At 70.5% G+C, this 24,375-nt stretch carries 26 protein-coding genes; 16 read left to right on the top strand and 10 right to left on the bottom strand.

All coding sequences use genetic code 11. The annotated features are described in order from the left end of the window. Positions 1–552: 552 nt before the first annotated feature. The 3 genes from HW130_RS03375 to HW130_RS03365 form a co-directional block, all read right to left on the bottom strand. Complete coding sequence (locus tag HW130_RS03375; RefSeq protein WP_177147836.1) at positions 553–762, bottom strand: acyl-CoA carboxylase subunit epsilon; 210 nt, start codon at positions 760–762, stop codon at positions 553–555. 27 nt (positions 763–789) lie between these two features. After that, entirely contained in the window at positions 790–2,391 is a 1,602-nt protein-coding gene (locus tag HW130_RS03370) for an acyl-CoA carboxylase subunit beta (RefSeq protein WP_177147835.1), read from the bottom strand. Between the two features lie 319 nt (positions 2,392–2,710). After that, entirely contained in the window at positions 2,711–6,553 is a 3,843-nt protein-coding gene (locus HW130_RS03365) for an endo-alpha-N-acetylgalactosaminidase family protein (RefSeq protein WP_177147834.1), read from the bottom strand. A 329-nt stretch (positions 6,554–6,882) separates the two neighbouring features. Between HW130_RS03365 and HW130_RS03360 the strand changes: the two genes are divergently transcribed. Next, positions 6,883–7,509 carry a YceI family protein gene (locus HW130_RS03360; protein WP_177147833.1) on the top strand — a complete coding sequence of 209 codons (627 nt, stop codon included), beginning with the start codon at positions 6,883–6,885 and terminating at the stop codon, positions 7,507–7,509. Positions 7,510–7,596: 87 nt separating this feature from the next. Here HW130_RS03360 and HW130_RS03355 read toward each other — a convergent pair whose 3' ends face one another. Both HW130_RS03355 and HW130_RS03350 read right to left on the bottom strand, forming a co-directional pair. After that, positions 7,597–8,814 (bottom strand): S8 family peptidase, encoded by a 1,218-nt coding sequence (locus HW130_RS03355; RefSeq protein ID WP_177147832.1) that lies wholly within the window; start codon positions 8,812–8,814, stop codon positions 7,597–7,599. Positions 8,815–8,985: 171 nt separating this feature from the next. Beyond that, complete coding sequence (locus HW130_RS03350; RefSeq protein WP_177147831.1) at positions 8,986–10,356, bottom strand: hypothetical protein; 1,371 nt, start codon at positions 10,354–10,356, stop codon at positions 8,986–8,988. Positions 10,357–10,482: 126 nt separating this feature from the next. On the opposite strand from HW130_RS03350, the gene HW130_RS03345 reads away from it, so the two are divergent. Continuing rightward, complete coding sequence (locus tag HW130_RS03345) at positions 10,483–10,761, top strand: hypothetical protein (protein WP_218183038.1); 279 nt, start codon at positions 10,483–10,485, stop codon at positions 10,759–10,761. A gap of 10 nt (positions 10,762–10,771) precedes the next feature. On the opposite strand, the gene cimA is transcribed toward HW130_RS03345, so the two are convergent. The 5 genes from cimA to HW130_RS03320 form a co-directional block, all read right to left on the bottom strand. Beyond that, positions 10,772–12,385, bottom strand: coding sequence for a citramalate synthase (cimA, locus tag HW130_RS03340; RefSeq protein WP_177147829.1), 1,614 nt, complete (start codon positions 12,383–12,385; stop codon positions 10,772–10,774). A gap of 776 nt (positions 12,386–13,161) precedes the next feature. Next, positions 13,162–13,764 carry a TetR/AcrR family transcriptional regulator gene (locus HW130_RS03335; RefSeq protein WP_177147828.1) on the bottom strand — a complete coding sequence of 201 codons (603 nt, stop codon included), beginning with the start codon at positions 13,762–13,764 and terminating at the stop codon, positions 13,162–13,164. A gap of 38 nt (positions 13,765–13,802) precedes the next feature. Next, a complete protein-coding gene (locus HW130_RS03330; protein ID WP_177147827.1) occupies positions 13,803–14,312 on the bottom strand; it encodes a hypothetical protein in 510 nt (169 codons plus the stop codon). Between the two features lie 164 nt (positions 14,313–14,476). Continuing rightward, positions 14,477–15,751: an integrase gene (locus HW130_RS03325; protein ID WP_177147826.1), complete on the bottom strand. Its 1,275-nt coding sequence runs from the start codon at positions 15,749–15,751 to the stop codon at positions 14,477–14,479. Positions 15,752–16,181: 430 nt separating this feature from the next. Next, positions 16,182–16,616, bottom strand: a complete 435-nt coding sequence (locus HW130_RS03320; RefSeq protein ID WP_177147825.1) for a hypothetical protein — start codon at positions 16,614–16,616, stop codon at positions 16,182–16,184. A 176-nt stretch (positions 16,617–16,792) separates the two neighbouring features. On the opposite strand from HW130_RS03320, the gene HW130_RS03315 reads away from it, so the two are divergent. The 14 genes from HW130_RS03315 (at position 16,793) to HW130_RS03255 (ending at position 24,359) form a co-directional block, all read left to right on the top strand. Beyond that, positions 16,793–17,047, top strand: a complete 255-nt coding sequence (locus HW130_RS03315) for a helix-turn-helix domain-containing protein (RefSeq protein WP_177147824.1) — start codon at positions 16,793–16,795, stop codon at positions 17,045–17,047. Further along, positions 17,040–17,300: a DNA-binding protein gene (locus HW130_RS03310; RefSeq protein ID WP_177147823.1), complete on the top strand. Its 261-nt coding sequence runs from the start codon at positions 17,040–17,042 to the stop codon at positions 17,298–17,300. Before HW130_RS03315 ends, HW130_RS03310 begins: the two co-directional genes overlap by 8 nt. A gap of 88 nt (positions 17,301–17,388) precedes the next feature. After that, positions 17,389–17,640: a hypothetical protein gene (locus HW130_RS03305; RefSeq protein ID WP_177147822.1), complete on the top strand. Its 252-nt coding sequence runs from the start codon at positions 17,389–17,391 to the stop codon at positions 17,638–17,640. After that, positions 17,637–17,828, top strand: coding sequence for a hypothetical protein (locus tag HW130_RS03300; protein ID WP_177147821.1), 192 nt, complete (start codon positions 17,637–17,639; stop codon positions 17,826–17,828). The genes HW130_RS03305 and HW130_RS03300 overlap by 4 nt, the downstream gene beginning before the upstream one ends. Then, positions 17,825–18,148, top strand: a complete 324-nt coding sequence (locus tag HW130_RS03295; protein ID WP_177147820.1) for a hypothetical protein — start codon at positions 17,825–17,827, stop codon at positions 18,146–18,148. Before HW130_RS03300 ends, HW130_RS03295 begins: the two co-directional genes overlap by 4 nt. Then, entirely contained in the window at positions 18,145–18,945 is an 801-nt protein-coding gene (locus HW130_RS03290; protein ID WP_177147819.1) for a hypothetical protein, read from the top strand. The genes HW130_RS03295 and HW130_RS03290 overlap by 4 nt, the downstream gene beginning before the upstream one ends. Then, positions 18,942–19,196 carry a hypothetical protein gene (locus tag HW130_RS03285; RefSeq protein WP_177147818.1) on the top strand — a complete coding sequence of 85 codons (255 nt, stop codon included), beginning with the start codon at positions 18,942–18,944 and terminating at the stop codon, positions 19,194–19,196. Before HW130_RS03290 ends, HW130_RS03285 begins: the two co-directional genes overlap by 4 nt. 97 nt (positions 19,197–19,293) lie before the next feature. Further along, entirely contained in the window at positions 19,294–19,746 is a 453-nt protein-coding gene (locus tag HW130_RS03280) for a hypothetical protein (RefSeq protein WP_177147817.1), read from the top strand. Beyond that, positions 19,743–20,537, top strand: coding sequence for a DNA methyltransferase (locus HW130_RS03275; protein WP_177147816.1), 795 nt, complete (start codon positions 19,743–19,745; stop codon positions 20,535–20,537). The genes HW130_RS03280 and HW130_RS03275 overlap by 4 nt, the downstream gene beginning before the upstream one ends. Positions 20,538–20,614: 77 nt before the next feature. Continuing rightward, positions 20,615–20,968, top strand: a complete 354-nt coding sequence (locus HW130_RS03270; protein WP_177147815.1) for a hypothetical protein — start codon at positions 20,615–20,617, stop codon at positions 20,966–20,968. 72 nt (positions 20,969–21,040) lie between these two features. Beyond that, complete coding sequence (locus tag HW130_RS03265) at positions 21,041–21,937, top strand: DUF5131 family protein (RefSeq protein ID WP_177147814.1); 897 nt, start codon at positions 21,041–21,043, stop codon at positions 21,935–21,937. A 96-nt stretch (positions 21,938–22,033) separates the two neighbouring features. Then, the gene (locus tag HW130_RS36645; RefSeq protein WP_309140304.1) at positions 22,034–22,756 is read left to right on the top strand and encodes a 3'-5' exonuclease; all 723 of its coding nucleotides are present in this window, start codon (positions 22,034–22,036) and stop codon (positions 22,754–22,756) included. Then, positions 22,753–23,589: a PD-(D/E)XK nuclease-like domain-containing protein gene (locus HW130_RS03260; protein WP_309140303.1), complete on the top strand. Its 837-nt coding sequence runs from the start codon at positions 22,753–22,755 to the stop codon at positions 23,587–23,589. The genes HW130_RS36645 and HW130_RS03260 overlap by 4 nt, the downstream gene beginning before the upstream one ends. Further along, positions 23,586–24,359: an ATP-binding protein gene (locus tag HW130_RS03255; RefSeq protein ID WP_309140302.1), complete on the top strand. Its 774-nt coding sequence runs from the start codon at positions 23,586–23,588 to the stop codon at positions 24,357–24,359. Before HW130_RS03260 ends, HW130_RS03255 begins: the two co-directional genes overlap by 4 nt. Positions 24,360–24,375 lie beyond the last annotated feature (16 nt).

Raw genomic sequence — 24,375 nt, 5'->3', positions numbered from 1 at the left:
CCTCGTCGAACACGCCCTCATGGCACGCCTGCGCTAGCCGGTCGGGCGGTCCCTGTACGCCCTGTGGAACGGCCCCCGAGGGCTCCGTCCGGAGCCCTCGGGGGCCGTTGCCGTTCCCGGCGGGCGGTGACGCCTGCGGCGGGCACTGTTCCCCACCCCGCCCCTTCCCGAGACCGGGGCAAGCCCCGGACCCCGTACCTCGCTTCGCGCGGTGTCCTCAAGCTCCCCCTACGGCCTGGCGGCCGTGGGTGGGGGTCCCCGGCGAAGCCAGGGGGAATGCGCACGCAGCGAAATCCAGCCCCGCCGACGATTGAGGCGCTGGGGGTCCCCCCACGCCCGCAGGGCGTAGGTGAGGGTCCCTCCCACGGCCGCCAGGCCGTAGGGGGAGGGCCCGGGGGCGGAGCCCCCGGTACGGGATGGGGGCACCTCCCACGGCCGCAGGCCGTAGAGGGAGGACGGGGTGGGGAAACGGCCCCGCGCAGCGGGCCCACGACCCCGGGGACGGGGAAGGCCCCGCACACCGTTGGTGTGCGGGGCCTTCAGGTCAGGGCGTCAGCCCTGCCAGCTGTGGGACGGCTGGAAGCCGCGCTGGCGCTCCAGACGGCGCCAGCCCGCCGTCGTGCGGCCCCGGTGCGGCTGCGACGCGTCGGCGCGGGACGCCGCACGCGCCATCAGGACCGCGGTGATGGCCGCCAGCTCCTCGGGCTCGGCGTGGCCCTTCTCGACGCGGACCACGGACGAGGGGTCGGTAGGAGTGCTCATGGGTCGGGCTCCAGTCCTGTCGCAGGATTACTGCGGGGGGTTGCCGTGCTTGCGGGACGGCAGGTCGGCGTGCTTCGTGCGGAGCATGGCGAGGGAGCGGATGAGCACCTCGCGCGTCTCGGCCGGGTCGATCACGTCGTCGACCAGGCCGCGCTCCGCGGCGTAGTAGGGATGCATCAGCTCGGCCTTGTACTCCTTGACCATGCGCGTGCGCATGGCCTCGGGGTCCTCGGCCTCGGCGATCTGCTTGCGGAAGATGACGTTCGCCGCGCCCTCGGCGCCCATGACCGCGATCTCGTTGGTGGGCCAGGCGTAGGTCAGGTCGGCGCCGATGGACTGCGAGTCCATGACGATGTAGGCGCCGCCGTACGCCTTGCGCAGGATGAGGGAGATCCGCGGGACGGTCGCGTTGCAGTACGCGTACAGCAGTTTCGCGCCGTGGCGGATGATGCCGCCGTGCTCCTGGTCGACGCCGGGCAGGAAGCCCGGCACGTCCAGCAGCGTGACGATCGGGATGTTGAACGCGTCGCACATCTGGACGAAGCGGGCCGCCTTCTCGGACGCCTCGATGTCGAGGACCCCGGCCAGCGACTGCGGCTGGTTGGCCACGATGCCGACGACCTGGCCGTCCAGGCGGGCCAGGGCGCAGATGATGTTGCGCGCCCAGCGCTCGTGGATCTCCAGGTAGTCGCCCTCGTCGACGAGCTCCTCGATGACCTTGTGCATGTCGTAGGGCCGGTTGCCGTCGGCGGGGACCAGGTCCAGGAGCACGTCCGAGCGGCGGTCGGCCGGGTCCTCGCAGGCGACGGCCGGCGGGTTCTCGCGGTTGTTCTGCGGGAGCATCGACAGGAGGTAGCGGACCTCCGCGATGCAGGTCTCCTCGTCGTCGTACGCGAAGTGCGCGACGCCCGAGGTCTCCGCGTGGACGTCAGCGCCGCCCAGGCCGTTCTGGGTGATCTCCTCGCCGGTGACCGCCTTGACGACGTCCGGGCCGGTGATGAACATCTGCGAGGTCTCGCGGACCATGAACACGAAATCGGTCAGCGCGGGCGAGTACGCCGCACCGCCGGCGCACGGGCCGAGCATCACCGAGATCTGCGGGATCACGCCGGAGGCCTTGGTGTTGCGCTGGAAGATGCCGCCGTATCCGGCCAGCGCCGAGACGCCCTCCTGGATACGCGCTCCGGCTCCGTCGTTCAGCGACACCAGCGGAGCGCCCGCCGAGATGGCCATGTCCATGATCTTGTGGATCTTGGTGGCGTGGGCCTCGCCCAGCGCACCGCCGAAGATCCGGAAGTCGTGCGCGTAGACGAAGACCGTCCGGCCCTCGACCGTTCCCCAGCCGGTGACGACACCGTCCGTGTACGGCTTCTTGGCCTCCAGGCCGAAGCCCTGGGCGCGGTGCCGGCGCAGCTGCTCGACCTCCTTGAACGAACCCTCGTCCAACAGCAGCTCAATGCGCTCCCGGGCGGTCAGCTTGCCCTTGGCGTGCTGCGCCTCGGTCGCCCGGTCACTCGGGCCGCGCTGCGCCTGCTCGCGCAGGGCGTGCAGCTCGGCCACACGGCCGCGCGCGTCGGCCGGCTCGCCGGCCTCGGTCGGCTCGCTGGTGGTCTGGTCCAAAACGGTCATGCATCGACCCTACGGAGGGACCCAAGAAAAGCATGCCGTCGACTCTGTACAGTCTCGTGACCGTTCTCCTGTCGGCCTCTGACAGAAGCCTTCCGCATGGAGCGCCAACCACCAGCCCAGGCCGGTCCTTCTTTGTGCGGGTCCAACAACAGGGCCGGGTGAGAGACGGCTCACAGCCAGGTGTCGCGCCTGCGCCGGTCGGGTTAATTCCCGGGGGCGCGAGGCGGGGCGGACCCACCGTACCGGGCCCGGAAACCGCCGTCCCGTCCGGGCCGCGCGGGTGCGATCCGGACGGGACGGAGGGAGAGGGGCTGGGGCGTCAGGCGCCGCAGTGGAAGCGGGCGGCGCCCCAGTCGGCGTGGTCGTTGCCGTTTCCGTCGCCGCCGTCACCGACGACGAGCTCGACGTAGTCGGCTCCGGTCACGTCCGCGGTCAGGGACCAGGCCGGGTCGCCGGCCTTCAGTACGGGCGAGGCCACCTTCTCGGCGCCGTCCGCCAGCACGCCGAACCGGACCGTGCCGCGTGTGGTCTGGACGTCGTCCACACCCACCGAGGCGGTGAAGGAGGTGCACCGGCCGCCCAGGTAGTAGCGGATCTTCGCGGGGGCGTGGGTGCCGAGGCCCTTCTCGTAGGTCACTCCCCCGATCGTCAGGGGCTTGCCGTCGCCGGTGCCGGTCTCGCCGTTGGACAGGTCACGCTCGACGGGTCCCCAGCCGTTCTGCGCGGACGTCCAGTCGAGGTCGCTCGCCCAGGCGTCGGCGGAGGGCGGCGGCGGCAGGGTGCGCACGGACGTGGACGCGGTGAGCTTCCGGGGCGTGCCGCCGACCGTGTACGCGGCCGTCGAACCGATCGGGTACGTCCCGTACGCGGCGTCCGCCGGCGGGGTCACCTGCCACGTGCCCGTGGCCTTGGCGCCCGGCGCGACCGACGCGAAGCTCACCGGGCCCACGGGTTCGGCCGTCCAGCCGTCGGGCAGCGCGAGAGTCAGCGTCACATCGCCCGCCGCCGTCGTCTCGTCGTTGCTGAACGCGGCCTCGACCTCATTGGGCCTGCCCGGCACCAGGGTCTCCGGCGCCGTCACGGCGAGCGTGCCGCAGGCGGCCTGCTCGGCCGCGGGGCCGAGGTCGGTGACCGTGAAGTCGTCCATCACGAAGTCCGCGCCGTCGGGGGCGTCACCGCGCTTGCGCAGGCCGGTCCATGTGTCGCCGCAGCCCGCGGTGACCGTCTCGGAGAAGTGGCCCGTGGTTTGCTGCGCGCCGATGGGGGTGCGGCGGCGCTCCACGGACCCGCCTGCGGCCCGGTCGTAGCCGGTGACCCACTCGTAGGCCCCGGCGTGACTGGACTGGTAGTCGTATTCGACGCGGTAGGTGTGGCCGTTCCTCATCGGCACGGTCCACGGCGCGGTCCGGTAGACGAGGCCGGTGTTCTCGTCGTGCGACTTGAGGGACTCCTCGCCCCGGAGCACGTCGTCGATCAGCTTCCCGTTCCACCCGGCCTGGGTGTAGGGGGCGTGCAACTGGCTGATGTGGGTGCGCGGGTCGGTGACGCCGCCGGCGTCGCCCTTGAGGAACGGACCCCAGCCCTGGTCGACGTCCTCGAAGTCGTCGTGGACGAGTGCGCCCTCCTTGCCGGCGGGGGCGTTGGCGACGACGCGCACGTCGTCGACGCGGACGCGTGCCGTGCCGCCCGCCGCGGCTTCGACGCGCAGGGTGGTGGTGTCGGCGGGCGCGGTGAAGTTGACCTTGGCGCGCTGGAAGTGGGTGCCGTGCCGGTCGGACGCGGCGACCATGTCCTTGGCCGTGGAACGCTCGACGACGACGGACTTCCCGCCGGCGGAGAGCGTCGTGCGGCGGGAGCTGCCCGGCTCCACCTCGATCCAGGCGGATGCGGTGTACCGCTTGCCTGCCTCGAGGCCCGTGATCCTCTGGGAGACGGACGCGGTGGCATCACCGGTCAGGGCGGCGCTGTTGCGGCCATGGTCGTCGGTGTCGCGGGTGACCGTGCCGCGCCGGGTCCAGGCGTCGAGCGAGGCGTCGTTGAAGCCGGGGTCGGCGACATGACCGCCCTCGCCCCAGTGGGCGTCTCGCTGCGCGGGGGCGCGGTCCGGGTAGAGCACGTACGGCTGCCCGGCCTCGGCGTCGAGCGTGATCCTCCCGCCCTCGGGCCGTACGGTCCCGGTCCTCACCCGGCCGTTGTCGGTGAGCTTGTAGACGGTGTAGGCGCCCTGACCGGGAACGGCCCAACTGCTGGTGCCGCCCGCCGCGTTGTAGTGGTACAGCTTGGCGCCGCCGTCCCACGGCAGCAGGTATCGGTCGCCGTCGAGGACTTTGCGGCCGTGGTCGTAGAAGGCGCGCCGGCCGTCCTCGACGGTGCCGCGCAGGCCGCCGGTGAAGGTGATGTCGTTGCCGTTCCAGCGGGTGATCCGCTCCTGCTGGAGGTACTTGGCGGGCAGGTTGCGCTGCCAGACGTTGTCGTAGAAGGCGTTCCAGTCGGTCTCGCCGGTCCAGCCCTCGAAGTCCTCCAGGACGGTCTGGCCGAGGACCGGGTGGTTGTTCCAGACGTCCTTCTCACCGTTGCGGATGAAGCGGATGATCCGGGAGTTGAGGCCCTTGTTCGTGGCTCCGCCGTAGTTCAGGTCGTTGGCCCAGTGCGACCAGAGCGAGGCCCGCTCGAACTTGTCCGCCCATTCGGTGCCGACGTTCCAGCCCTGCTTCTGCACGGCCTGCATGGTCTTGTCGGCGATCCAGCCGTGTGTGTAGTAGACGTCGATGTAGAGGAAGTCGAGATTGGGGTCGGTCTCGTCGCGCAGTTGCTGGAAACGGCGGGCGAGATCACCGCTGTTGATGTCGCGGCGCTGGTTGATGTAGTAGCTCTGGTTGAGCCAGTTCCAGCCGGGCTTGGTCCTGTCGACGAGGGTCTCGCTGAAGTTGTTCGCCTCGGGGTAGGACTCGGTGGCGTTCACGTGCACGCCGAAGGTCGCCCCCCACTTCCTGCCCGACTTCAGGAGCGTGTTGAGGTCGGCCAGGCCGCCCGCGCGCTTGTTGTAGTTGCCGCCGTAGTCGGGGTGTGCGGAGTCGTGGCCCTCGGATCCGTACCCCTTGAGCACGGCGAGCTGGCCGAGGCCGTCGGTGGCCAGTGAGATGCGCTTGACGTCGTCGAGGGTGCGCAGGAACGGGTGGGTGGCCTGGCTCGCGAAGTTGAACGGGATGTGGGTGATCACGCGGTCGGGGGTGTCCTTGCCGCCGGGCGCCTTGATGCCGATCGAGCGGAAGGCGACCGCGCCGTCCTGCCAGTCGACCTTCCTGTCGGCGTTGGCGTCCGGGGTGACGACGACCTTGGCCCAGGGCAGGTTCTCGCCGCTCTCCGGCTGCGGTGCGCCGTCGCCCCGGTAGGTCCACTGGCCGGAGGAGACGCCGACGCGCACCGTGCCGTCGCCGGCCTTGCGGGCCTGGTGCCACAGGCGCGCGTCGTCGCCGCCGGTGGCGCCGCTCGGCTTGTCGTACGAGGAGTTGGACTCGACGGCGGCGGCGAGCGAGGCGGTGTTGACGATGGCGTACGTGGCGCCGACGGGGGCGGCCTCGGCGGGAGTGTCCGCGGTGACCTTGCCGAACACGTCCGCGGTCCGGGTGGAGTCGGGGTCGAGCTTGGTGAACGCGGTGGCCGCGCCCTCCTCCGTGCTGCCGACGGACACGAGGTCGTGCCCGGGTATGTCGAGGGTGCCGACGCGGAAGGCGTCGGTGTCGCGCACGGCCGTGACCTTGAAGGTCACGGCCCGGCCGGACACCGACACCAGGGTGTCGATCTCGACGCCGGGCAGGTCGGGGAAGACCAGGGTGTGGCGCACGGAAGCGGCGTCGACGCGGGGGGCGCCCGCCGGCCGGACCGCGTACGGCTTGCCGTTGAGGGTGACCTCGGTGACCGGACGGGTGCTGCCGAGCAGCGACGCGCCAAAGGCGCGGTCGGTGTACGAGAGCACCCGGGGGAAGTCGTCGGCGACGGTGACCGAGAGAGTGCCGGAGGTGATGACGGGCCCGCCGCCGGCCGCGATCACGGCGGCGGGCCCGTCGGCTCCGGCGGCGGCCGGCTGTACGGTCCCGGCCAGGACGAGCACGGCACAGGAGGCGGCGGCCGTCGCACAGGCCGTGCGGTGTCTTTGAGGCATGGGGACTGAGTAGTCCTCGGCTTTCGGGGGCGTCAACGAACCGGGGCCCGGACGGACGCCGCAGTCCAACAACCCCCGTCGGTCAGTCCAAGTCGGCTCGCGGCGCCCGTGCGGGCGCCCGGTCCCCGGGGACGGGCGCCCGCACGTTTCTTCCGCGCGGCCGTGCCGTCAGCAGCCGCCGCAGTTGTCGTACGCCACGTCCCGGAGCCTGATGTACGCAGCCCGGCCAAAGATGTTGAAAGTTGAACGGAATGGGTCTACAGTGAATTTCGTTGAAGTTTGAACAACATGCCGGGAGACCCTCCGGCATCCGTCCCCAAGGAGCAGTCATGGGCCTCTTCAACCGCAGGAACAACGAGTCCGCCACCGCCACCGCGGTCGCCACCGCCACCCTCGACCCCCAGCTCGCGGCCCTGAGCGGCGACTACACGATCGACCCCGCCCACAGCAGCATCGGCTTCACCGTGCGGCACGCGATGGTGACCAACGTGCGCGGCAGCTTCGGCTCCCACCAGGGCACCCTGAGCCTCGACGGCAGCGACCCGTCCCGCTCGTCGGCAGTCATCGACGTCGACATCGCGAGCATCGACACCGGCATCGCCGACCGCGACGGCCACCTGCGCAGCGGCGACTTCTTCGACGCCGAGAACTTCCCGACGATGAGCTTCCGCTCCACCGGCGCGGAGCAGCTGGACGGCGACCGGTACCGGATCACGGGCGACCTGACGATCAAGGACGTGACGCGCCCGCTCTCCATCGACCTGGAGTTCCAGGGTTCCGCCACCGACGTCTACGGCAACGAACGCGTCGGCTTCGAGGGCTCCACCGAGATCCTGCGCTCCGACTGGGGTCTGACGTGGAACGCGGCCCTGGAGGCCGGCGGCGTGATGGTCAGCGACAAGGTCAGGCTGACGTTCGACATCTCCGCGATCAAGAGCGCCCCGCAGGCCGCCTGACCCCGCGCCGCCTGGCGTGACCCAACGAGCGCGCCCGCCCTGCCGATCTCCTCGGCATGGCGGGCGCTCGGTCGTGCGCAGGCTGCCTCACAGGCCGCCGGTGTACAGCAGACGGCTGGGCGACCCCGCGGTGGTGCCGGTCACCACGTTCGTCGTGGAGGTGCCCTTCAGCCAGTCCGCGACCTTGCCGGGGGAAGCCGTGGAGTGCTCCGCCAGATAGAGCGCCGCCACACCCGCGACATGCGGCGACGCCATCGACGTGCCGTCGTGCGCGATACTGCCGCCGCCCATCCGGGCCGAGACGATCGAGGCGCCGGGCGCGTACAGCTCCAGGCACTCGCCGTAGTTGGAGAAGTGGGTCTCCCGGTCCGAACGGTCGGTCGCGCCGACCGTGACCACGTCGTCCGCGGACGCCGGGGAGACGTTGCAGGCGTCCTGCGCGTCGTTGCCGGCCGCGACGACCGGCAGGACACCGCTCTCCGCGAGGGCCTCGGCCGCGTTGTTCACCGCCGTGGACCTGAGGCCGCCGAGGGAGGCGTTGAGCACGGCCGGCTTCTCGGCGTTGGCGGCCACCCAGTCGAATCCGGCGATGACGCTGGACCAGGCACCGCTGCCCGTGCAGTCGAGAACCCGGACGCTGACGAGCGAGGCATCGCGTGCCACGCCGTGGGTGGCGCCGCCTACGATGCCCGCCACGTGCGTCCCGTGCCCCTGGCAGTCCTGCCCGCGCCGGCCGTCGCCGATGGCGTCGTAACCGAACCTGGCACGCCCGCCGAACTCGGTGTGCCCGTAGTCGATGCCGGTGTCGAGGATGTACGCGGTGACGCCCTTGCCGTCGCCCGCCGCGGTGAAGTCTCTGTCGAGCGGCAGAGCGCGCTGGTCGATCCGGTCGAGCCCCCACGACGAGGCCGGCGCACCTGTCCCCGCGCCCGACGCACCGAACGCGGTGACCTTGGCGTCCTCCTCGACGGACACGACGCCGGGTGTCAGCCGCACCTTCTCCAGCTGGGCGGCGCTGAGGTTCGCGGCGAAGCCGCGCATGGCCGAGGTGTAGGTGTACAGCGCCTTCGCTCCTACCGTCCCCATCATGTCGGTGGCGTCGGCGGTGTCGCCGAGGGTCACGATGTACCGGCCCGGCAGGGCGTTCGCCGAGCGGATCAGCGGGGCGGGGGTCCGAGCGGTGGACGAATCGGACGGTGAGGGATCGGACGGATCCGCGGCGGTCGGCGGCCCGGCCGCCAGCAGGACCGCGACGGCCGCGGTGACCGCTGTCGCGAGGGCGCAAAGCCTTGTTCTGGTTGACATGCGGCAGAGGGAAACACGCACCAAGATCGGGAGCAATCACCTGACGTAGCGATTTGCCCCTTTCAGTGGTCGATCCGACAGGTGCTGCCGCCGTTTGCCGTACTCGCTGCCGCTGCTCGTGCTCCCGGCCGGCCGCCCGCGTGGCTCACGGTTCGTGACGAGAAGCGTCCGCTAGAAGCCTCCGCCTCCGTCGAAGCCGCCGCCGAAGCCGCCGCCGCCCCAGTCACCGCCGCCGCCGAAGTCACCGCCGCCGCCGAAGTCCGAGGCGTCGAAGTCGGCGCCGGAGACGTCGCCGCCGCCGTACTCGCCGCCGCTGAACTCGCCGGCACCGTAGTCCGCCGCGTACGCGGGGGTGGCGAGCATGCTGCCGAGCATCGTGCCCATCAGCAGGCCGGGGAGGATGCCACCGCCGAAGTAGCCGCCGACCCAGGGACCGTAGGCCGGGCCCGCCTCCCAGTAGGGGCGGCGGCCGTAGCCGGTCTCCACGGTGCGGGACATGGGCTCCATGCCCTCCTCCAGGCGGGCCGCGTCGGCGGGGCACACCGGGACGTCGCGTGCCGCCGCGCCGCTGGCCGGCATCCACGAGACGTCCTTGACCGAGGGGCCGTGGCGGGGGTCGAAGAAGCACGGCGCGCGGCGTTCGGGGACGGGCCGGCCTTCGCGGCGGGCCGCGAGAACAGCGAGGGAATGGCGGCCGTCGTCCAGCGCCTCGGTGACCCCCCGGACGTCACGCGGGTGCTCGGCCGCACCCATGCGCGACTTGGCCGTGTCGTACGCGTCGAGGGCACGCTCGTACTCGGCACGCATGGCGTCGTCCGCGCCCTTCTCCGAGGGGTGGAAGTCCAGACGGTCGAGCTCCTCGCCGAAGGCGGTGATGTCCTCGTCGACGACCACACGCAGCTTGTCGAGCGCGGCGCGCTCCTCCTCCGCCTTGCGGCGGCGCTTGTTGCGCACGACCGCGTAGGCGCCTGCGCCGCCTGCCGCGACGACCGCGCCGAGGGCGATCAGCGCGCCGGTGTCGACGCCCTCGTCACCGGCTCCGGCGTCCCACGAGACCGGGGCGCTTCCTCGCACCTGGGTCAGGGCCTGGTCGACGAAGCTCTCCAGCTGGGTGGCGGCGTCGACGGATCCGCTGCCCCGCACCGCCTGGGCGAGGTTGTCGACGGCCTGGTTGGACATGACGCTGCGGTCGGCGCCCGCGTCGAATCCGTCGCCGAGCCGGACCCCGTACAGGCCGGTGATCCCGGTCTCGGTGCGCAGGTTGACCAGCAGATCGTCCGGCGGGAACTCCGCGGTGGCGGGCAGGACCGCGACGAACACCGGCTTGTCGGCCTGCTCGATCCTCTCGGCGAGCGCGTCGGCCTCGGACTGCGAGACCTGGCCGGTCATGGCGGGGTGGACGTACACCGGCCCCTGTTTCAGGGCGGCGGCGGCGTCGGACAGACCCGTGGCCCTGGCGGCGGAGGCCGGGGCCAGGATCAGGAGCAGCATGAGCGTCAGCCCCGCGAGGGCCGATACAAGGGTGAACGGCCGTGTCCTCATACATCGACGCTACCCGAACAGGGGCAAAGGGGACATAGCCATCAGATGTCGCTCCGCGGCGGTTCCGGGCGTCCCGGCGCCCGTCCCGGTGGCCTGGGACCTCGGCGGCAGCATCCGTCATGCCGGATGCTGCCGCCGAGGTCCGCGGTCAGGGCGGCCCGTCAGGCGGCGGTCGGTGTGGTGACCGCGTCCGTCGGGTCGCCGGTGAGCGGCAGGTGGTCCACCTCGGCGCGGACCGGACACGACGCCGAGCCGCTGTTCGGCGAACCGGACGACTGTGCGTACGTCGGCGTCGTCCGCCTCCGCGCCGCGCGCCTGGAGGCGGGGGAACGCGGCGAGGTCTGGGCGGACGAACGGGCCGTGCCGAGCGAGGAGTTCGAGGAACGTGCCGACGACGTCTGCTGAGCCGGCCGCCTCACTCCGTCGGCTCGACCCCGGCGCGCAGCAGGCCGTAGGTGTAGGCGTCCTCCAGGGCCTGCCAGGAGGCGGCGATGATGTTGTCCGCGACGCCGACGGTCGCCCATTCGCCCGAGCCGTCGCCGGTCGTGATCAGTACGCGGGTCGTCGAGCCGGTGCCGTGGCGGCCTTCGAGGATGCGGACCTTGTAGTCGATCAGCTCCAGCTTCGCGAGCTGCGGGTAGATCTTCTCCAGCCCGACCCGCATCGCGCGGTCCAGGGCGTTGACCGGGCCGTTGCCCTCCGCGGTGGCGACGATGCGCTCGCCCTTGGCCCACAGCTTCACCGTGGCCTCGTTGGCGTGCGTGCCGTCGGGGCGGTCCTCGACGATCGCGCGCCAGGACTCCGTGCGGTAGTAGCGACGGGCCCTGCCCTCCGCCTCCTCGCGCAGCAGCAGCTCGAAGGACGCGTCGGCGGCCTCGTACGTGTATCCCTGGAGCTCGCGCTCCTTGACCCGCTCGACGACCCGGCCCACCAGCTCGCGGTCGCCGCCGAGGTCGATGCCGAGCTCCTTGCCCTTGAGCTCGATCGAGGCGCGTCCGGCCATGTCCGAGACCAGCATGCGCATGGTGTTGCCGACCAGCTCGGGGTCGATGTGCTGGTACAGATCCGGGTCGACCTTGATCGCGGAGGCGTGCAACCCGGCCTTGTGCGCGAAGGCCGAGACACCCACGTAGGGCTGGTGGGTCGAGGGCGTCAGGTTGACGACCTCGGCGATCGCGTGCGAGACGCGGGTCATGTCCGCGAGCGCGCCCTCGGGCAGGACCTTCTTGCCGTACTTGAGCTCCAGCGCGGCCACGACCGGGAAGAGGTTGGCGTTGCCCACGCGCTCGCCGTAGCCGTTGGCCGTGCACTGCACATGGGTGGCGCCCGCGTCGACGGCGGCGAGTGTGTTGGCCACGGCGCAGCCCGTGTCGTCCTGGGCGTGGATGCCGAGCCGGGCCCCGGTGTCCGCGATGACGGTGGAGACGACGGCCTGGACCTGGGCGGGCAGCATGCCGCCGTTGGTGTCGCACAGGACGACGACGTCGGCGCCGGCCTCGTGCGCGGTGCGTACGACGGACTTGGCGTACTCGGCGTTCGCGCGGTAGCCGTCGAAGAAGTGCTCGCAGTCCACGAAGACCCGGCGGCCCTGCTCGCGCAGGTACGAGACGGTGTCGCGGACCATTTCCAGGTTCTCGTCGAGCGTGGTGCGCAGGGCGAGCTCGACGTGGCGGTCGTGCGACTTGGCGACGAGGGTGATCACCGGCGCGCCGGAGTCGAGCAGCGCCTTGACCTGCGGGTCCTCAGCCGCCGTCGACCCGGCGCGGCGGGTGGCGCCGAAGGCGACGAGCTGGGCATGCCGGAAGGCGATCTCCTTCTGCGCGCGGGAGAAGAACTCGGTGTCGCGGGGGTTGGCGCCCGGCCAGCCGCCCTCGATGAAGCCCACGCCGAAGTCGTCCAGGTGCCGGGCGATGGTCAGCTTGTCCGCGACCGTGAGGTTGATGCCCTCGCGCTGGGCGCCGTCGCGCAGCGTCGTGTCGAAGACGTGGAAACTGTCGTCGACGTGGGTGTCCTGGGCGTTGGTGGTCATGCTGTCCTGACTCCTGTCGGATGAGTGGCTCCGGAATGTCTGGCTCCACTTGCCCCCATCATCGCGTGCGTCTCGCTCCCGGCCATGGGTGAGGCCGTAAAACGAAAAAACCTCTCGCGGGTGCGAGAGGTTTGCGCGCGGGTCTGGGGCACGGTGCCGCCTGCCGCGGGGTTGCTGTCCACGGGTCAGCGGTCACTGCGGACCGGCGCGCTGCTGCCGATAATCATGGCGAACGAGAGCACGGGGGCAGTCTGCCACAGGTGGCGACACCACTGGACACGCATCTCACGATGCGGTCGCCCCCTTTGCGGGGCCGGGCCCGGGCTCCGCGCCTCCGCCCGCCCCAGTGCAGGTGCCCCGCCCTGCCGACGGGGCACCTGGCGTCGGGCGGAACGACCGAGACCGTACCGGCCTCGGGCCGAAGCGGGCGAAGCCCGGCATGGACGCCGTCCGTCCGCCGGACGGCTACGGGCTCGAACCTTGTGCGCCCCCGGCGCGACACCAAAAGGCACCGGTTCGAAGGCGAGCCGCGACGGTCGTTCGCCGGCCGCTACGGCCCGCACGGTGACCGCCCCTGGGCGCGGCACAGGTTTCGCAGTGAACCCCGGCAATGGACGCCGTCCGCCGGACGGCTGCAGGCCCCGCAATGCCCTCCCACAGCGGCAGAGCCCCGGCAGCGCGCGCCGCTCGCAGGGCGGCTACGGTGGGTCCGGGGCGGAGCCCCGGTTTCGGGAAGGGGCGGGGTGGGGGAACACCCCGGCCCCGGGACGGGGCCGTCACGGCAGCAGCGCGTCCTCGATGAAGTCCCGGACGTGGGCGAGCACCTGCTCGCGTCCCGTGCCCGGTATCCCCACCGCGACGTGGACGCTGAAACCGTCCAGCAGCGCCCGCAGCCGCGCCGCGAACCGGTCGGCGTCGACCGCCCGGAACTCGCCGCGCGAGACGCCCTCCGCGAGCAGCGCCACCAGGTCCCGGTGCCAGGCGCCCTCGATCGCGGCCTGCCGGCCGCGGGCGTCGGCGTCGGCGCTCTGCGAGCGGTTCCAGACCTCCAGCCACAGCGTCCAGTGGGGGTCGCGCGGCCCGTCGGGCACGTAGAGGTCGACGTACGCGTCGAGCCGCTCGCGTGCGGACGCCTGCCGGGACAGCAGCGCGCTGCGCTCGGCGCCGAGCCGGCCCTCGCTCCACTCCAGGGTCTGCAGCAGGAGCTCGTCCTTGGTACGGAAGTAGTAGAGCAGGTGCCCGCTGCTCATCCCGACCTCGCGGCCGAGTCCGGCCATGGTGAGACCTTCGAGGCCGCGCTCGGCGATCGTGTCCATGGCCGCGGCGAGCAGCGCCTCGCGCGGCGGCGCGACATTGCGGCGACGGGATGCGGGGGTCATGCGGCGACCACCGGGAAGGATGCGTTCACCCGTACGTTCTACCTGATCGTCCACCCGTCCTCCGCCATCCGTTCCTTCAGGGCCCGGACCTCCTCGGGCGAGGCGCTGCCCGCGTCCGCGGCCAGGTCCGCGAGGCCGGTCCCGAAGGCGGCCTCCACCACGGTGCCGAGCGACTCCTCGTCCACCAGCTCGCGCAGCACGACGAGCAGCGGTGCGATCTCCTCGTCGTTCAGGCACCCCGAGAACACCACGTACAACTGGCGGATGATCTCCACCAGTCCGGGCGCGAGCCGCATCCAGCCCCGGCAGCGCTCCACCTCGTCCGCGACCCGTGCCATGAAGCGGCGCACCACGTCGTACGGGATGTCACGGTGGCCCGCCTGCTCGTTGAAGCAGACGGTCGGCTCCCGGCGGGGGTCCTCGTCGGGCACGATCGCGGTGAGCAGGTGGGCGCCGGCCTCCCACAGTTCCAGGTACCACGCGTCGTCGGTGACGGCGTAGCAGGCCTGGATCCGGTAGGGGTCCCTCGCGGGTTCGACGGGTGGCATGGCCGCAGGCTGACACGCAGCCCGCGGCGGCCACCAGCGGATATCAGACCTGCGGCTGCTGCTGCGTGATGCAGTGGATTCGACAGGATCTAGGATCCATTTCCCCTTGACCAGCTTCTCCCATGATCCGAAACACCCGAATGGGAGAGGGATGGGAGACCGCCTCAGTTAGCCTCTCCCTCACCATCGTGCGCCTTCTCCCACCTCGCCTGCAAGACCTGCACGATCTTCCGCTCCATCGCCGGCGTCACGTCCGAGTACACCCCGCGAACACCCTGCAGGATGTGCCCCAGCCGCTCCTCGATCGCCACATCCGCGATGCCGTCCTCCTCCAAGTGCGGAGAATGGGCGTGCCGCAGGAGGTGGATGCGCTTCCCGGCGAACGCCGCTACCGGCTTCAGCTCGGGCCTCGCATAGCGCCCTTCCCGGGCCTTGTGCCCGTCGCGGACCGGCTTCCAGTAGTACGTGTTGAAGTCCGTCCTCAGCAGCGGCCCGCCGCCCATCGCGGGGAAGACCCACTCGGAGTCGTGCGAGTCGAGGAGCTCACGGTGCAACGCTGCGAGAAACGGCGGAATCACCAAGCTTCTCTCGCTGCCGTACTTCGGCAGCGCCAGAACCGGCACGCCGCGGTCGTCAGGCCGGTCCGGATCCATCCGGTACTTGTGCTGCCACTGCACCCGGATCACGTCCAGGGGGTCCTTGCCGCAGTACCGCTTGAGCGCCTTCTCCCGGCGCTGCTTGTCCTCATCGCACTCCGGCCAGTTCGGACCGACGAACTCGCGCCGCAGACCGAACATCTCCGCCAGACGCATGCCCGTGTACGCCTTCGTCAGCATGAACACGTATCCGGTGAAGCCCCAGACCTCGCGCGCGTTCTCGGCAAGCTGGTGCAGATCCTGCGTGAGGACGGTCTCCTTCTCTTCCCGTTGCGGGCGTACATACCGGCCGCGCCGGCGGTTCTCCTTGGGCACCGGCGAGATGTTCAGCAGCGGCGGGCGGTGAGCTACCGCATCATCCATCAGCATGCCGAAGAGGATGCGGATGTCGCGCACGTAGTTGGCGGAGTAGTTGGCGCGCAGCCGCTTCATCCACACGTTGTACTTGATGGTGCTGATCTCGTTGAGTGGCGTAGTCCCCCACTCGGGGATGATCTGCGCCCGAAGCCTCTTGCGGTAGTCGTAGACCGACGTCGGGTCGAGATCGATCGACTTGATCCACAGGTCGGCCCAGTCCTTGAGGAGGATCCGCCCGTCGGCGCGGGCGACCATTCGCCCGTTACGCAGGTCGCTCTCCCGGTCGAGGCCGTACTCGTAGGCCTCTTCCTCTGTCCAGTCGGAGCGCGACTTGCTGTCGTAGATCTTCTTCCCGGTGTCCGGGTTTACCCGGCCAGTGTCCCATCGGACTCGGCAGCTGTTACCGCGCCACTCGATGTACGGCACGCAACTCCCCTTCGGTACCTGGGTGGTGCCGCGGAAGCCGGCGGGCACCCCTGCCGCCCGGCTCCGCAGTAACTGCATCTACTCTGCCGCACCCATCGCGCAGCCGCGACAAGCGCTGCAGTTCGCTCCCTGCGCTTCCAGCAGTTCCCTGACATGGCCCTGAAGTTCCTTGTCAGTGGACGCCGCGGGAGGCAGGGTGCACACCAACTCTCCGCCGACCCGTACTGCTTGTCCGAGAAATGTCGGACCTAGATCGAGAGTGACCACCGTTGCCATGGGACCTCCCCTGTAACGACCGCGGAGAACCTCCCCAGGTGTCACAAAGGGTGTCATGCCGAACACAGTAACGGGAGAGCAAAGTTGAAATTGCAGCCATCCCGGAACGTCACAATCCGGTGACCTCGAATGGTTGTACGTCAATCGTCGCAGTTTAAGGTGCCGCGGGCAGGATGCCTCGCTTGCGGAGCTCCTCGACAACCTTGTCGCTGAGCTCTTGGATCTCACGAACGGTCAGGCCGGGCGTTGTCGCCATGGCTGCGTCGGTCACGACGCCGCGCACGTCCTCGGGTAGCAAGGATGGCGGGATGCTCACGGACTCGAAGGCGCTGCCGGCCGCCTCGTGTTGGACGACTGGGACGGGGTCGCCACCGTCGGCGATGAGCATGCAACTGCCGACTACCCAGCCGAGCGCCGGATCCATCTTCGCGTAGCTGACGTCGCGGACCGACAGACCCTCTTCCACTCGCTGCCAGGTGTCCTTGGAGACGCCGGCCGCATTGGCGGCGGCGAGTCGGGACGGGTGCAACTGCAGCCTTCGGGCCTTCACGGCCTTGGCCAGGCGGTCGAGATCACGGGGGGCGCTCATGTCGACATGGTGACAGGTCCCGCTAGGGCCCACTAGTTCCAAAGGCTAGATCGGCCGGAATCGTAACCAGGCGACCCTAACTAAGTCGATCCTTGCCTACTGCAAAAGAAGTTCTTGAGCAATCTCAGGCTAACTAGAGCTAGACAGTGACGGCTAGCTCAGGCTAGCTTCTAGGCATGCACCAACCGCCGACCTTCACGGTCGACGGAGACGCGATCCGCGAGGAGCGCATGCAGGCGGGGCTCGAAATATCCGACCTGGCAGAGCGCGCAGGCATAAGCCGGCGCTACCTCTCCCACCTCGAATACGGCACCCGCAGCCGCATGAGACCCCGCACCTACACCGCGCTCCGTGCGGCCCTGAACTCGACCGACGAACGACTCCTCGCCCCACGGAGGACCGACACCCCCAAGGAGGACCCCGATGGCTAGCGCCAAGTACCTGGAGTACGGCCAGCCGATTCCCCCCGCTGATCCGAACGCCGACGTCATGACCGTGCAGGAGTCGGCCTACGTCCTGAAGTGCAGCGTCAGCCACCTGCGCCGCTTCCTGCGGGACAACCCGAAGCTCAAGAGCCACTCCGGCCGACGCATCGTCATGAACCGCGCCGCCCGCCAGGCCTACTACCGCATCAACCAGCGGCCGGCCACCCGCAGAACCAGCCCTCTCAAGTCCGCCGCCTAGCGGCAAACGGCCCCAACCGCCGGGCTCTGACACACCGGCAATCGGGGCCTGCGATCCATCAACCCCGCAAGGAAGAAAGCAGGACCGCATGTCCATCATCCCTGTTCCTGTGCCGGATCGGGTAGTCGACCTGATCCAGGACGCGTTCCCTGAGTCGATCTGCCAGGCCGTGATGGCGGCAGAAGACGCGAAGCGTGAGGCGTTGCTGTACCGCCCGCTCGCCTGCACCGAGGACCGGGCCGACCGCGAGGTCGTCCTCTCCCGCCTGGCCCGTGCGAACAAGGTCCTCGCCGCCTACGACCCGCGCCTCATGGTCACCCCGAAGGCGGTGGCGGCATGAGCGACGAAGAGTTCGCTGAGCTTCAGCGCCGCGCCGACGAGCGCCACGCCCGGCGGTGCGTCAACTGCTACGGATACGAGCAGGGCCACGGGGATCTGCTGTGGCCCGGACCCGAACGCCTCTGCTTCAAGTACGAGCCGCAAGGCCACACCCCGCGCGCCAACGCGAACGGCGGTGACCGGTCATGACCACCCCGAACCGTCCGCTGTCGGCCCGTGAGTTCTTCTCCCTGCCGACGTCCGGCGTCCCGTTCATCCCGGAGCTGCACGCGGACGACTGCGACGACGTCGACTGCGTCCGCTGCGTCGATCAACCGCGGATCGCCGCCCTGGACGTACCCCTGCCGGTGGTGGAGTCGCAGGCCCGCACGCTGGCTGGCTGCCTGGCCGAACAGGCCCACCTCCTCGACCCGGCCGACACAGCGTTCGCCGCCCTCGCCTGCGCCCACCCCGAGTGCTGCAGCACCGACGCCGACTACCCGACATGGACCTGCGGAGGCCAGGCATGAGCGGCCACCACGTAGTCATGTGGTCCGGAGGGATCACCAGCTGGGCTACCGCCCGCCACGTCATTGCCGAGCACGGCGCGGCCAGCACGACCCTGCTGTTCGCCGACACCCTCGTCGAGGACAGCGACCTCTATGCCTTCAACGCGCAGGCGGCCACCCAGCTCGGCGCCAACCTCGTTCGCGTGGCTGACGGCCGCGACCCGTGGCAGGTCTTCGAGGACAAGCGGTGGCTCGGTAACACCCGCATCGCCCAGTGCTCCCTGGAGCTGAAGCTCAAGCCCTGCCGTGAGTGGCTGGAGGCCAACACCAGCCCGGCCGACACGATCGTGTACGTCGGCATCGACTGGACCGAGACCGAGCGGTTGCCCGCCATCGTCCGTGGCTGGGCGCCCTGGGCAGTCGACGCCCCGCTGACCCGGCCGCCGTACTACGACAAGCGGCAGCTCCTCGATGAGGCCCGCGTGGCTGGCCTTTCGACTCCACGCCTGTACCGGCTCGGCTTCGCCCACAACAACTGCGGCGGCGCCTGCGTCAAGGGCGGGCAGGCTCAGTGGGCGCGACTGCTGGAGGTGTTCCCCGAGCGATTCGCCAAGGTCGAAGCGTTCGAGGAGTCCATGCGGGCGAAGCTCGGCAAGGACGTGTCGATACTCCGGGACAGGACCGGAGGCGACACCAAGCCGCTCACGCTGGCCTCGCTCCGCACTCGTATCGAGGACAAACGCCACGACGAGCCGTCGTTCGACGACCTCGATGAGGGCGGCTGTGGCTGCTTCACCGAAGCGGTGAGCGCCTCGTGACCGCGCACGTCGTGTCGCCGCTGTTGTCGGATGTGCGGCCGCTGGTGCCCCGACCCCGGCCGCCCGCCGACCCCAACTACACGGCCACCCTGGCCGCGGGCTACGTCGAAAGCCTCAACGCCTGGACCTACCGGGTCATCTACCCCGACTGGGCCGACCGCCTGGCCTACGCCGCCTGCTGGTCGATCGTCGTCACCGCCGCCTGGGTCCAGCACCTCGAAGCCCGGCTCGCCGAAGTCGGCGGTGCCTGATGGGCCGCTTCCCCGCCCAGTGCGCCGCCGCCATCGCCGCCCTACTCGCCTTCTCCGCCGGATGCTTCCGGCTCGCCAACCACCTCAGAGGGACCTCATGACCACCGACCGCACCACAGAGATCCAGGCCGCCCTCGCCGCCGTGCCCGCCCCGCCGTGGCGCTGGATCGGCAGCCGCACCTCCGGCGGCCCCGAGCTCGTCACCGACCACTCCGGCCGCCAGTACCTGCTCCGCGCCGCGAAGCCCGTCGATGGGCGAGGCGACGAACTCCTCGACCCCGCCGGCGACTACCCCATCTACGGCGACCTTCAGTTCCGCGACAAGCGCCCCGGCGAGCGGTACTCCACCATGCGCCGCGGCGACGAGCTCGCCGTCGGCCGCACCCACTACGACGAGAACACGATCGTCGACGTCGACAACCCCGTGGCCCGCTTCCTCCGCGACGCCCCGCAGTACGTCGCCGACCTCCTCGCCGAGAACGCCCGCCTGCGCCAGGAGAACGCCGAGCTGGTCCGCGCCCTCGGCCTCAACGAGGGAGCGGCGGCATGACTGTCACCGACACGCTGGACCTGGCCGTCACCCCGCCCCCTGGCGGCCAGATTCTCCACGCCACCGCCCGGGCCACCGTCATCTGGGGCGACTGCCGCGACCCGCAGGTCATCGCCCAAGTCCCGGCCGGGTACGGGCTGCTGTGCACCGACCCGCCCTACGGCAAGGCCTACAAGTCCGGCCGCAGCAGCAACTTCCAGCAGATCGCAGGCGACGACGGCAGCGTCGACTGGCCGGCTGTGCTCGCCGAGTGGGTCGGCCCTGTCGGCACCTGGGTGCGAGGCCTGGCCACGAAGCGCCACGTGTACGTGTTCGGCTACACCGCCGAGCAGCTCGCCGGGCCGCTCCGACTGGGCGGCACCGCCGACCTCGTCTGGGACAAGACCCAGCATGGATCTGGTGCCCTTGACATCCCCTGGGGATCCTCGCACGAGCGCATCACCATGGGCGTCCACGTCAAGCAGCAAGCCAACCGGGCAGCCGGGGAAGGCCGCGGCGCAGCCCGGCTCCGGCGCGGCACCGTGCTGCGCTATCCGCGGCCCAACGGCGCGGCTGCCCGGCGCCACTCGAACGAGAAGCCGGTCCCGTTGATGGCCGACCTCATCGAGTCGTCCACGGTCCGTGGCGACCTGGTCGTCGACCCGTGCGCCGGCTCCGGGTCCACCGGTGTTGCAGCCGTCCTCGAAGGCCGCCGCTGCTTCCTCGTGGAAATCGACCGGCTCAACGCCGAAGAGACCGTCCGCCGCGTCAAGGCCGCCGAACGAATCGCCGACCAGATCGACGCCGCCTGACCCGCCGGGCCGCCCGTGCCCATACCCCGGGCGGCCCGGCGACCCAACCACCCAGCATCCCACCCGAAGGACCCGCCATGACCAAAGCTCCCGGCACCATCCTCACCAACCCCGAGATGGAAGCCACGTACTTCGGCATCCCCGTCTCCTACTGGGGCGAGGACGGCGACATGCTCGCCCTCGGACACCCCGGGCCGCGCAAGGCACTGGCCGCGTTCAACCGCCACGCCCGCCGCTACTGCGGACTCGTCAACGTCGCCGACGACCCGAAGGCCGAGGCCGACGACTGGCTCGCCGACATTCGCGAGGGCTGGCTCGTCATCACCACTCCGAACCCGGCCGAGGGCGACGACCCCGACTGGGACTGGGTCTCGGTTGAGGCGACCGCCGAGACGCCCAACGCGGTGCCCGTCACCTTCCTCGACGCCTGACTACCCAGCAGGACGTCCCCGCCCGAAGGAAGCGGGCGGGGACGCCACACCAGCATCCCAGAAGGAGCAGCAGTGACAAGCATTCAGTGGACCGAGCAGACATGGAACCCAACGACGGGCTGCGACCGCATCAGCCCCGGCTGCGACAACTGCTACGCGCTGACGATGGCGAAGCGCCTCAAGGGCATGGGCCAGGCGAAGTACCAGACCGACGGCGACACCCGCACCTCCGGCCCCGGCTTCGGCCTGGCCGCCCACCCCGACACGCTCACCGAACCCCTGCGCTGGAAGAAGCCCCGCAAGGTCTTCGTGAATTCAATGAGCGACCTGTTCCACGCCCGCGTGCCCCGCGAGTTCCTCGTGCGCGTGTTCGCCGTCATGGCCGCCACCCCGCAGCACACCTACCAGATCCTGACGAAGCGTCCCGAGCGGGCGGCCCGCATCCTCACCGACCTCTGCCGTTGCGGCACCGGCCACCCGCCCGGCGAGCACTTCCGATCGTCGATGGAGTGGGCCGCCACCTCACACAGCCCGACCTACGTCCCCGGCCTGGAGCACGGCATCTACCACCGCTCCGGCTGGCCCCTGCCGAACGTCTGGATCGGCACCTCCATCGAGAACGCCGACTACGCCCGCCGCGCCGACGCCCTCCGCGAGACCCCGGCCGCCGTCCGGTTCATCTCCGCCGAACCGCTTCTCGGCGCGGTGCCGAACCTCGACCTGTCCGATATTGACTGGCTGATCGTCGGCGGCGAGTCCGGGACTGGCGCTCGCCCACTCGAGATCGGCTGGGTGGAAGACCTGCTCGTCAACGCGGCAGAGACCGCCACCGCACCGTTCGTGAAGCAGCTCGGATCCGTCTGGGCCCGCGCCAACAACGCCACCGACGCCAAGGGCGGCAACCCTGCCGACTGGCCGGCGAACCTCCGCGTCCGCGAGTACCCGGCCGCCGCTCCCGCCGCCGCCTGACCACCCTGACCGGCCGCATGACCCCCACCGCGGCCACGGCCCGCCCCAAGCCCCCAGCGCGGGGCGGGCCACCCCAAGACCCGCAAGGAGAACACCGTGAACCAGCCCAAGCCCATCGCCTTCATCGACACCGAGACCACCGGCCTCGACCCGCGCCGCCACGATGCCTGGGAGATCGCCGTAATCCTCCGCCGCCCCGGCCAGGCAGACCTGGAGCACCTCTTCCAGCTCCACACCAGCCTCACCGACGCCGACCCCAAGGCGCTCGAGATCGGCCGGTACAAGGAGCGGTTCTCCGTCCCCATCGACGAGTACGCCATCGAACTGCCCACGAACACGCGGATCACGCGCACCGCGCTCACCGAAGCCGACCTCATGCACAGCCTCATGGACCTCCTCGACGGGGCCACCCTGGTCGGATCGAACCCGGCCTTCGACGACCGCTTCCTGACCAAGCTGTTCAATGAGGCCGGCCTCCCGCCGCGCTGGCACTACCGCACAGTCGACATCGCGACCATGGCCGTCGGCCACCTGTACGGACAGGCGTACACGCTCACCAAGCAGAACTGCGACGCCGAGTACTACGGCCGCGCGGACAAGCTGCTGGCCGGCGGCTGGAAGTCCTACGAACTCTCCCGCCTCATGGGCATCGAGCCGCCGACGAAGGCCGACGCGCACACCGCGCTCGGTGACGCCCGCTGGGCCCGCGACGTGTACGACGCCATCACCAAGGCCGACGCCTTCTACACCGCCAGCGACGAGCAGCTCGCCGAACTGGCAGGCCAAGCCCTGTCTCGCACACACGGAGACCAGAGGTGACCACCGCGGCCGAGGTCGAGCCCGGCCTGTACGACATCTCCGCCGAGCTCTACCACTCCGACCCCATCCCCGGCGGCAGCCTCTCCTCCACCGGCGCCCGACGCCTCACCGACTGCCCCGCCCGCTTCAAGTACTTCCTCGACCACCCCGAGCCCTACAAGCCCGAGTTCGAGTTCGGCACCGCCGCACACACCGTGATCCTCGGCAACGGGCCCGAGCTCGTCGTCGTCGACGAGAAACGCTGGGACACCGACGAGACCAAGGCCCGCGTCGCCGCCATACGAGCCGCCGGCAACGTGCCCCTCAAAGCCGAAGCCCGGCAGCGCATCGACGACATGGCCGAAGCCCTCGCCCGCCACCCCGAAGCCTCCGACCTCCTCACCCCCGGCAGCGGCCTCGCCGAACAGTCCGCCTTCTGGCAGGACGACAACGGCATCTGGCACCGGACCCGCTTCGACTGGCTCCGCCCCGAAGAGATCGTCGACTACAAGACCGCCCGCTCCGTCCACCCCGACGCCCTGCAGAAAGCCGTCAACGAGCACGGCTACCACCAGCAGGACGACTTCTACCGGAAGGTCGCCATCCACCTCGGACTCATCCCGCCCACCGGCTCCTTCAAGTTCATCTTCCAGGAGAAGCAGCCGCCCTACCTGGTGACCGTGGCCGAGCTCGACTTCCCCGCCCGCGTCATCGGCGCCGAGCTCAACGACCGCGCCCTCTACACCTACGCCATGTGCCAGGCCACCGGCCACTGGCCCGCCTACAGCGAAGGCACCACCCACATCTCGCTCCCCCCGTGGGTCGAGCGCAAGTACGCCCAGGAGAACTCGTGACCCAGCTCCCGCCCCCTGTCCGCACAGGCCGACCCGCCGAGCAGAACGGCAGCCACGGGCAGTTCGCGTTCCGCCCCGCCAGCAAGGCCGGCCGCAAGGCCCGCCTGTCCATCCAGGGCATGTCCGGATCCGGCAAGACCTGGACCGGCCTCAGCATCGCCCACGGCCTGTCCGAAGGACGCAAGTTCGCCGTCATCGACACCGAGAAGGGCGCCGCCAGCCTGTACGCCGGGATCGGCGGCATCGAGTTCGACAGCTGCCCGATGGACCGCTACGACCCCCGGGACCTGATCCGCGTCCTGGACTCCGCGGCACAGGCCGGTTACCCGACCGTGTTCGTCGACAGCCTGTCCCACTTCTGGAAGGGCACCGACGGCACCCTCGACCAGGTCGACAAGGCCAGCAGCAGGTACGGCGGCAACAAGTTCGCCGGCTGGAAGGACGGCACCCCGCTCCAGAACGACATGGTCGCCGCGATCCTCGCCTACCCCGGCCACGTCGTCGCCTCAATGCGCTCCTACACCGAGTGGGTGCTGGAGGGCGGCAAGCCTCAGCGGGTCGGCACCCGGCCCGAGCAGCGCAAGGGCATCGAGTACGAGTTCGACATCGCGGTCTCGATGGACATCGACAACCGACTCGAAGTCCTCAAGTCCCGCTGCCCCGCCCTCAACCGCGCGGTCATCGAGCGGCCCGTCGGCGCCCGCGACATCGCCGCGCCGCTCCTCGCCTGGCTCGCCGCCGAGCCCGAGCCCAAGACCACAGAGCAGTAGCCGCAGCACTTGGGCC

This window comes from Streptomyces sp. PKU-EA00015 (assembly GCF_013387495.1).
Lineage (GTDB): Bacteria > Actinomycetota > Actinomycetes > Streptomycetales > Streptomycetaceae > Streptomyces.
Note: the sequence above shows the minus strand (reverse complement) of the source record. Positions and strands in the feature narration are given on the sequence as shown.

Bases quoted from the DNA above. Each gene is read 5' to 3' on its own strand.
- HW130_RS03375 (WP_177147836.1), bottom strand. From the start codon at position 762: ATGAGCACTCCTACCGACCCCTCGTCCGTGGTCCGCGTCGAGAAGGGC.
- HW130_RS03370 (WP_177147835.1), bottom strand. From the start codon at position 2,391: ATGACCGTTTTGGACCAGACCACCAGCGAGCCGACCGAGGCCGGCGAG.
- HW130_RS03365 (WP_177147834.1), bottom strand. From the start codon at position 6,553: ATGCCTCAAAGACACCGCACGGCCTGTGCGACGGCCGCCGCCTCCTGT.
- HW130_RS03360 (WP_177147833.1), top strand. From the start codon at position 6,883: ATGGGCCTCTTCAACCGCAGGAACAACGAGTCCGCCACCGCCACCGCG.
- HW130_RS03355 (WP_177147832.1), bottom strand. From the start codon at position 8,814: ATGTCAACCAGAACAAGGCTTTGCGCCCTCGCGACAGCGGTCACCGCG.
- HW130_RS03350 (WP_177147831.1), bottom strand. From the start codon at position 10,356: ATGAGGACACGGCCGTTCACCCTTGTATCGGCCCTCGCGGGGCTGACG.
- HW130_RS03345 (WP_218183038.1), top strand. From the start codon at position 10,483: ATGCTGCCGCCGAGGTCCGCGGTCAGGGCGGCCCGTCAGGCGGCGGTC.
- cimA (WP_177147829.1), bottom strand. From the start codon at position 12,385: ATGACCACCAACGCCCAGGACACCCACGTCGACGACAGTTTCCACGTC.
- HW130_RS03335 (WP_177147828.1), bottom strand. From the start codon at position 13,764: ATGACCCCCGCATCCCGTCGCCGCAATGTCGCGCCGCCGCGCGAGGCG.
- HW130_RS03330 (WP_177147827.1), bottom strand. From the start codon at position 14,312: ATGCCACCCGTCGAACCCGCGAGGGACCCCTACCGGATCCAGGCCTGC.
- HW130_RS03320 (WP_177147825.1), bottom strand. From the start codon at position 16,616: ATGAGCGCCCCCCGTGATCTCGACCGCCTGGCCAAGGCCGTGAAGGCC.
- HW130_RS03315 (WP_177147824.1), top strand. From the start codon at position 16,793: ATGCACCAACCGCCGACCTTCACGGTCGACGGAGACGCGATCCGCGAG.
- HW130_RS03310 (WP_177147823.1), top strand. From the start codon at position 17,040: ATGGCTAGCGCCAAGTACCTGGAGTACGGCCAGCCGATTCCCCCCGCT.
- HW130_RS03305 (WP_177147822.1), top strand. From the start codon at position 17,389: ATGTCCATCATCCCTGTTCCTGTGCCGGATCGGGTAGTCGACCTGATC.
- HW130_RS03300 (WP_177147821.1), top strand. From the start codon at position 17,637: ATGAGCGACGAAGAGTTCGCTGAGCTTCAGCGCCGCGCCGACGAGCGC.
- HW130_RS03295 (WP_177147820.1), top strand. From the start codon at position 17,825: ATGACCACCCCGAACCGTCCGCTGTCGGCCCGTGAGTTCTTCTCCCTG.
- HW130_RS03290 (WP_177147819.1), top strand. From the start codon at position 18,145: ATGAGCGGCCACCACGTAGTCATGTGGTCCGGAGGGATCACCAGCTGG.
- HW130_RS03280 (WP_177147817.1), top strand. From the start codon at position 19,294: ATGACCACCGACCGCACCACAGAGATCCAGGCCGCCCTCGCCGCCGTG.
- HW130_RS03275 (WP_177147816.1), top strand. From the start codon at position 19,743: ATGACTGTCACCGACACGCTGGACCTGGCCGTCACCCCGCCCCCTGGC.
- HW130_RS03270 (WP_177147815.1), top strand. From the start codon at position 20,615: ATGACCAAAGCTCCCGGCACCATCCTCACCAACCCCGAGATGGAAGCC.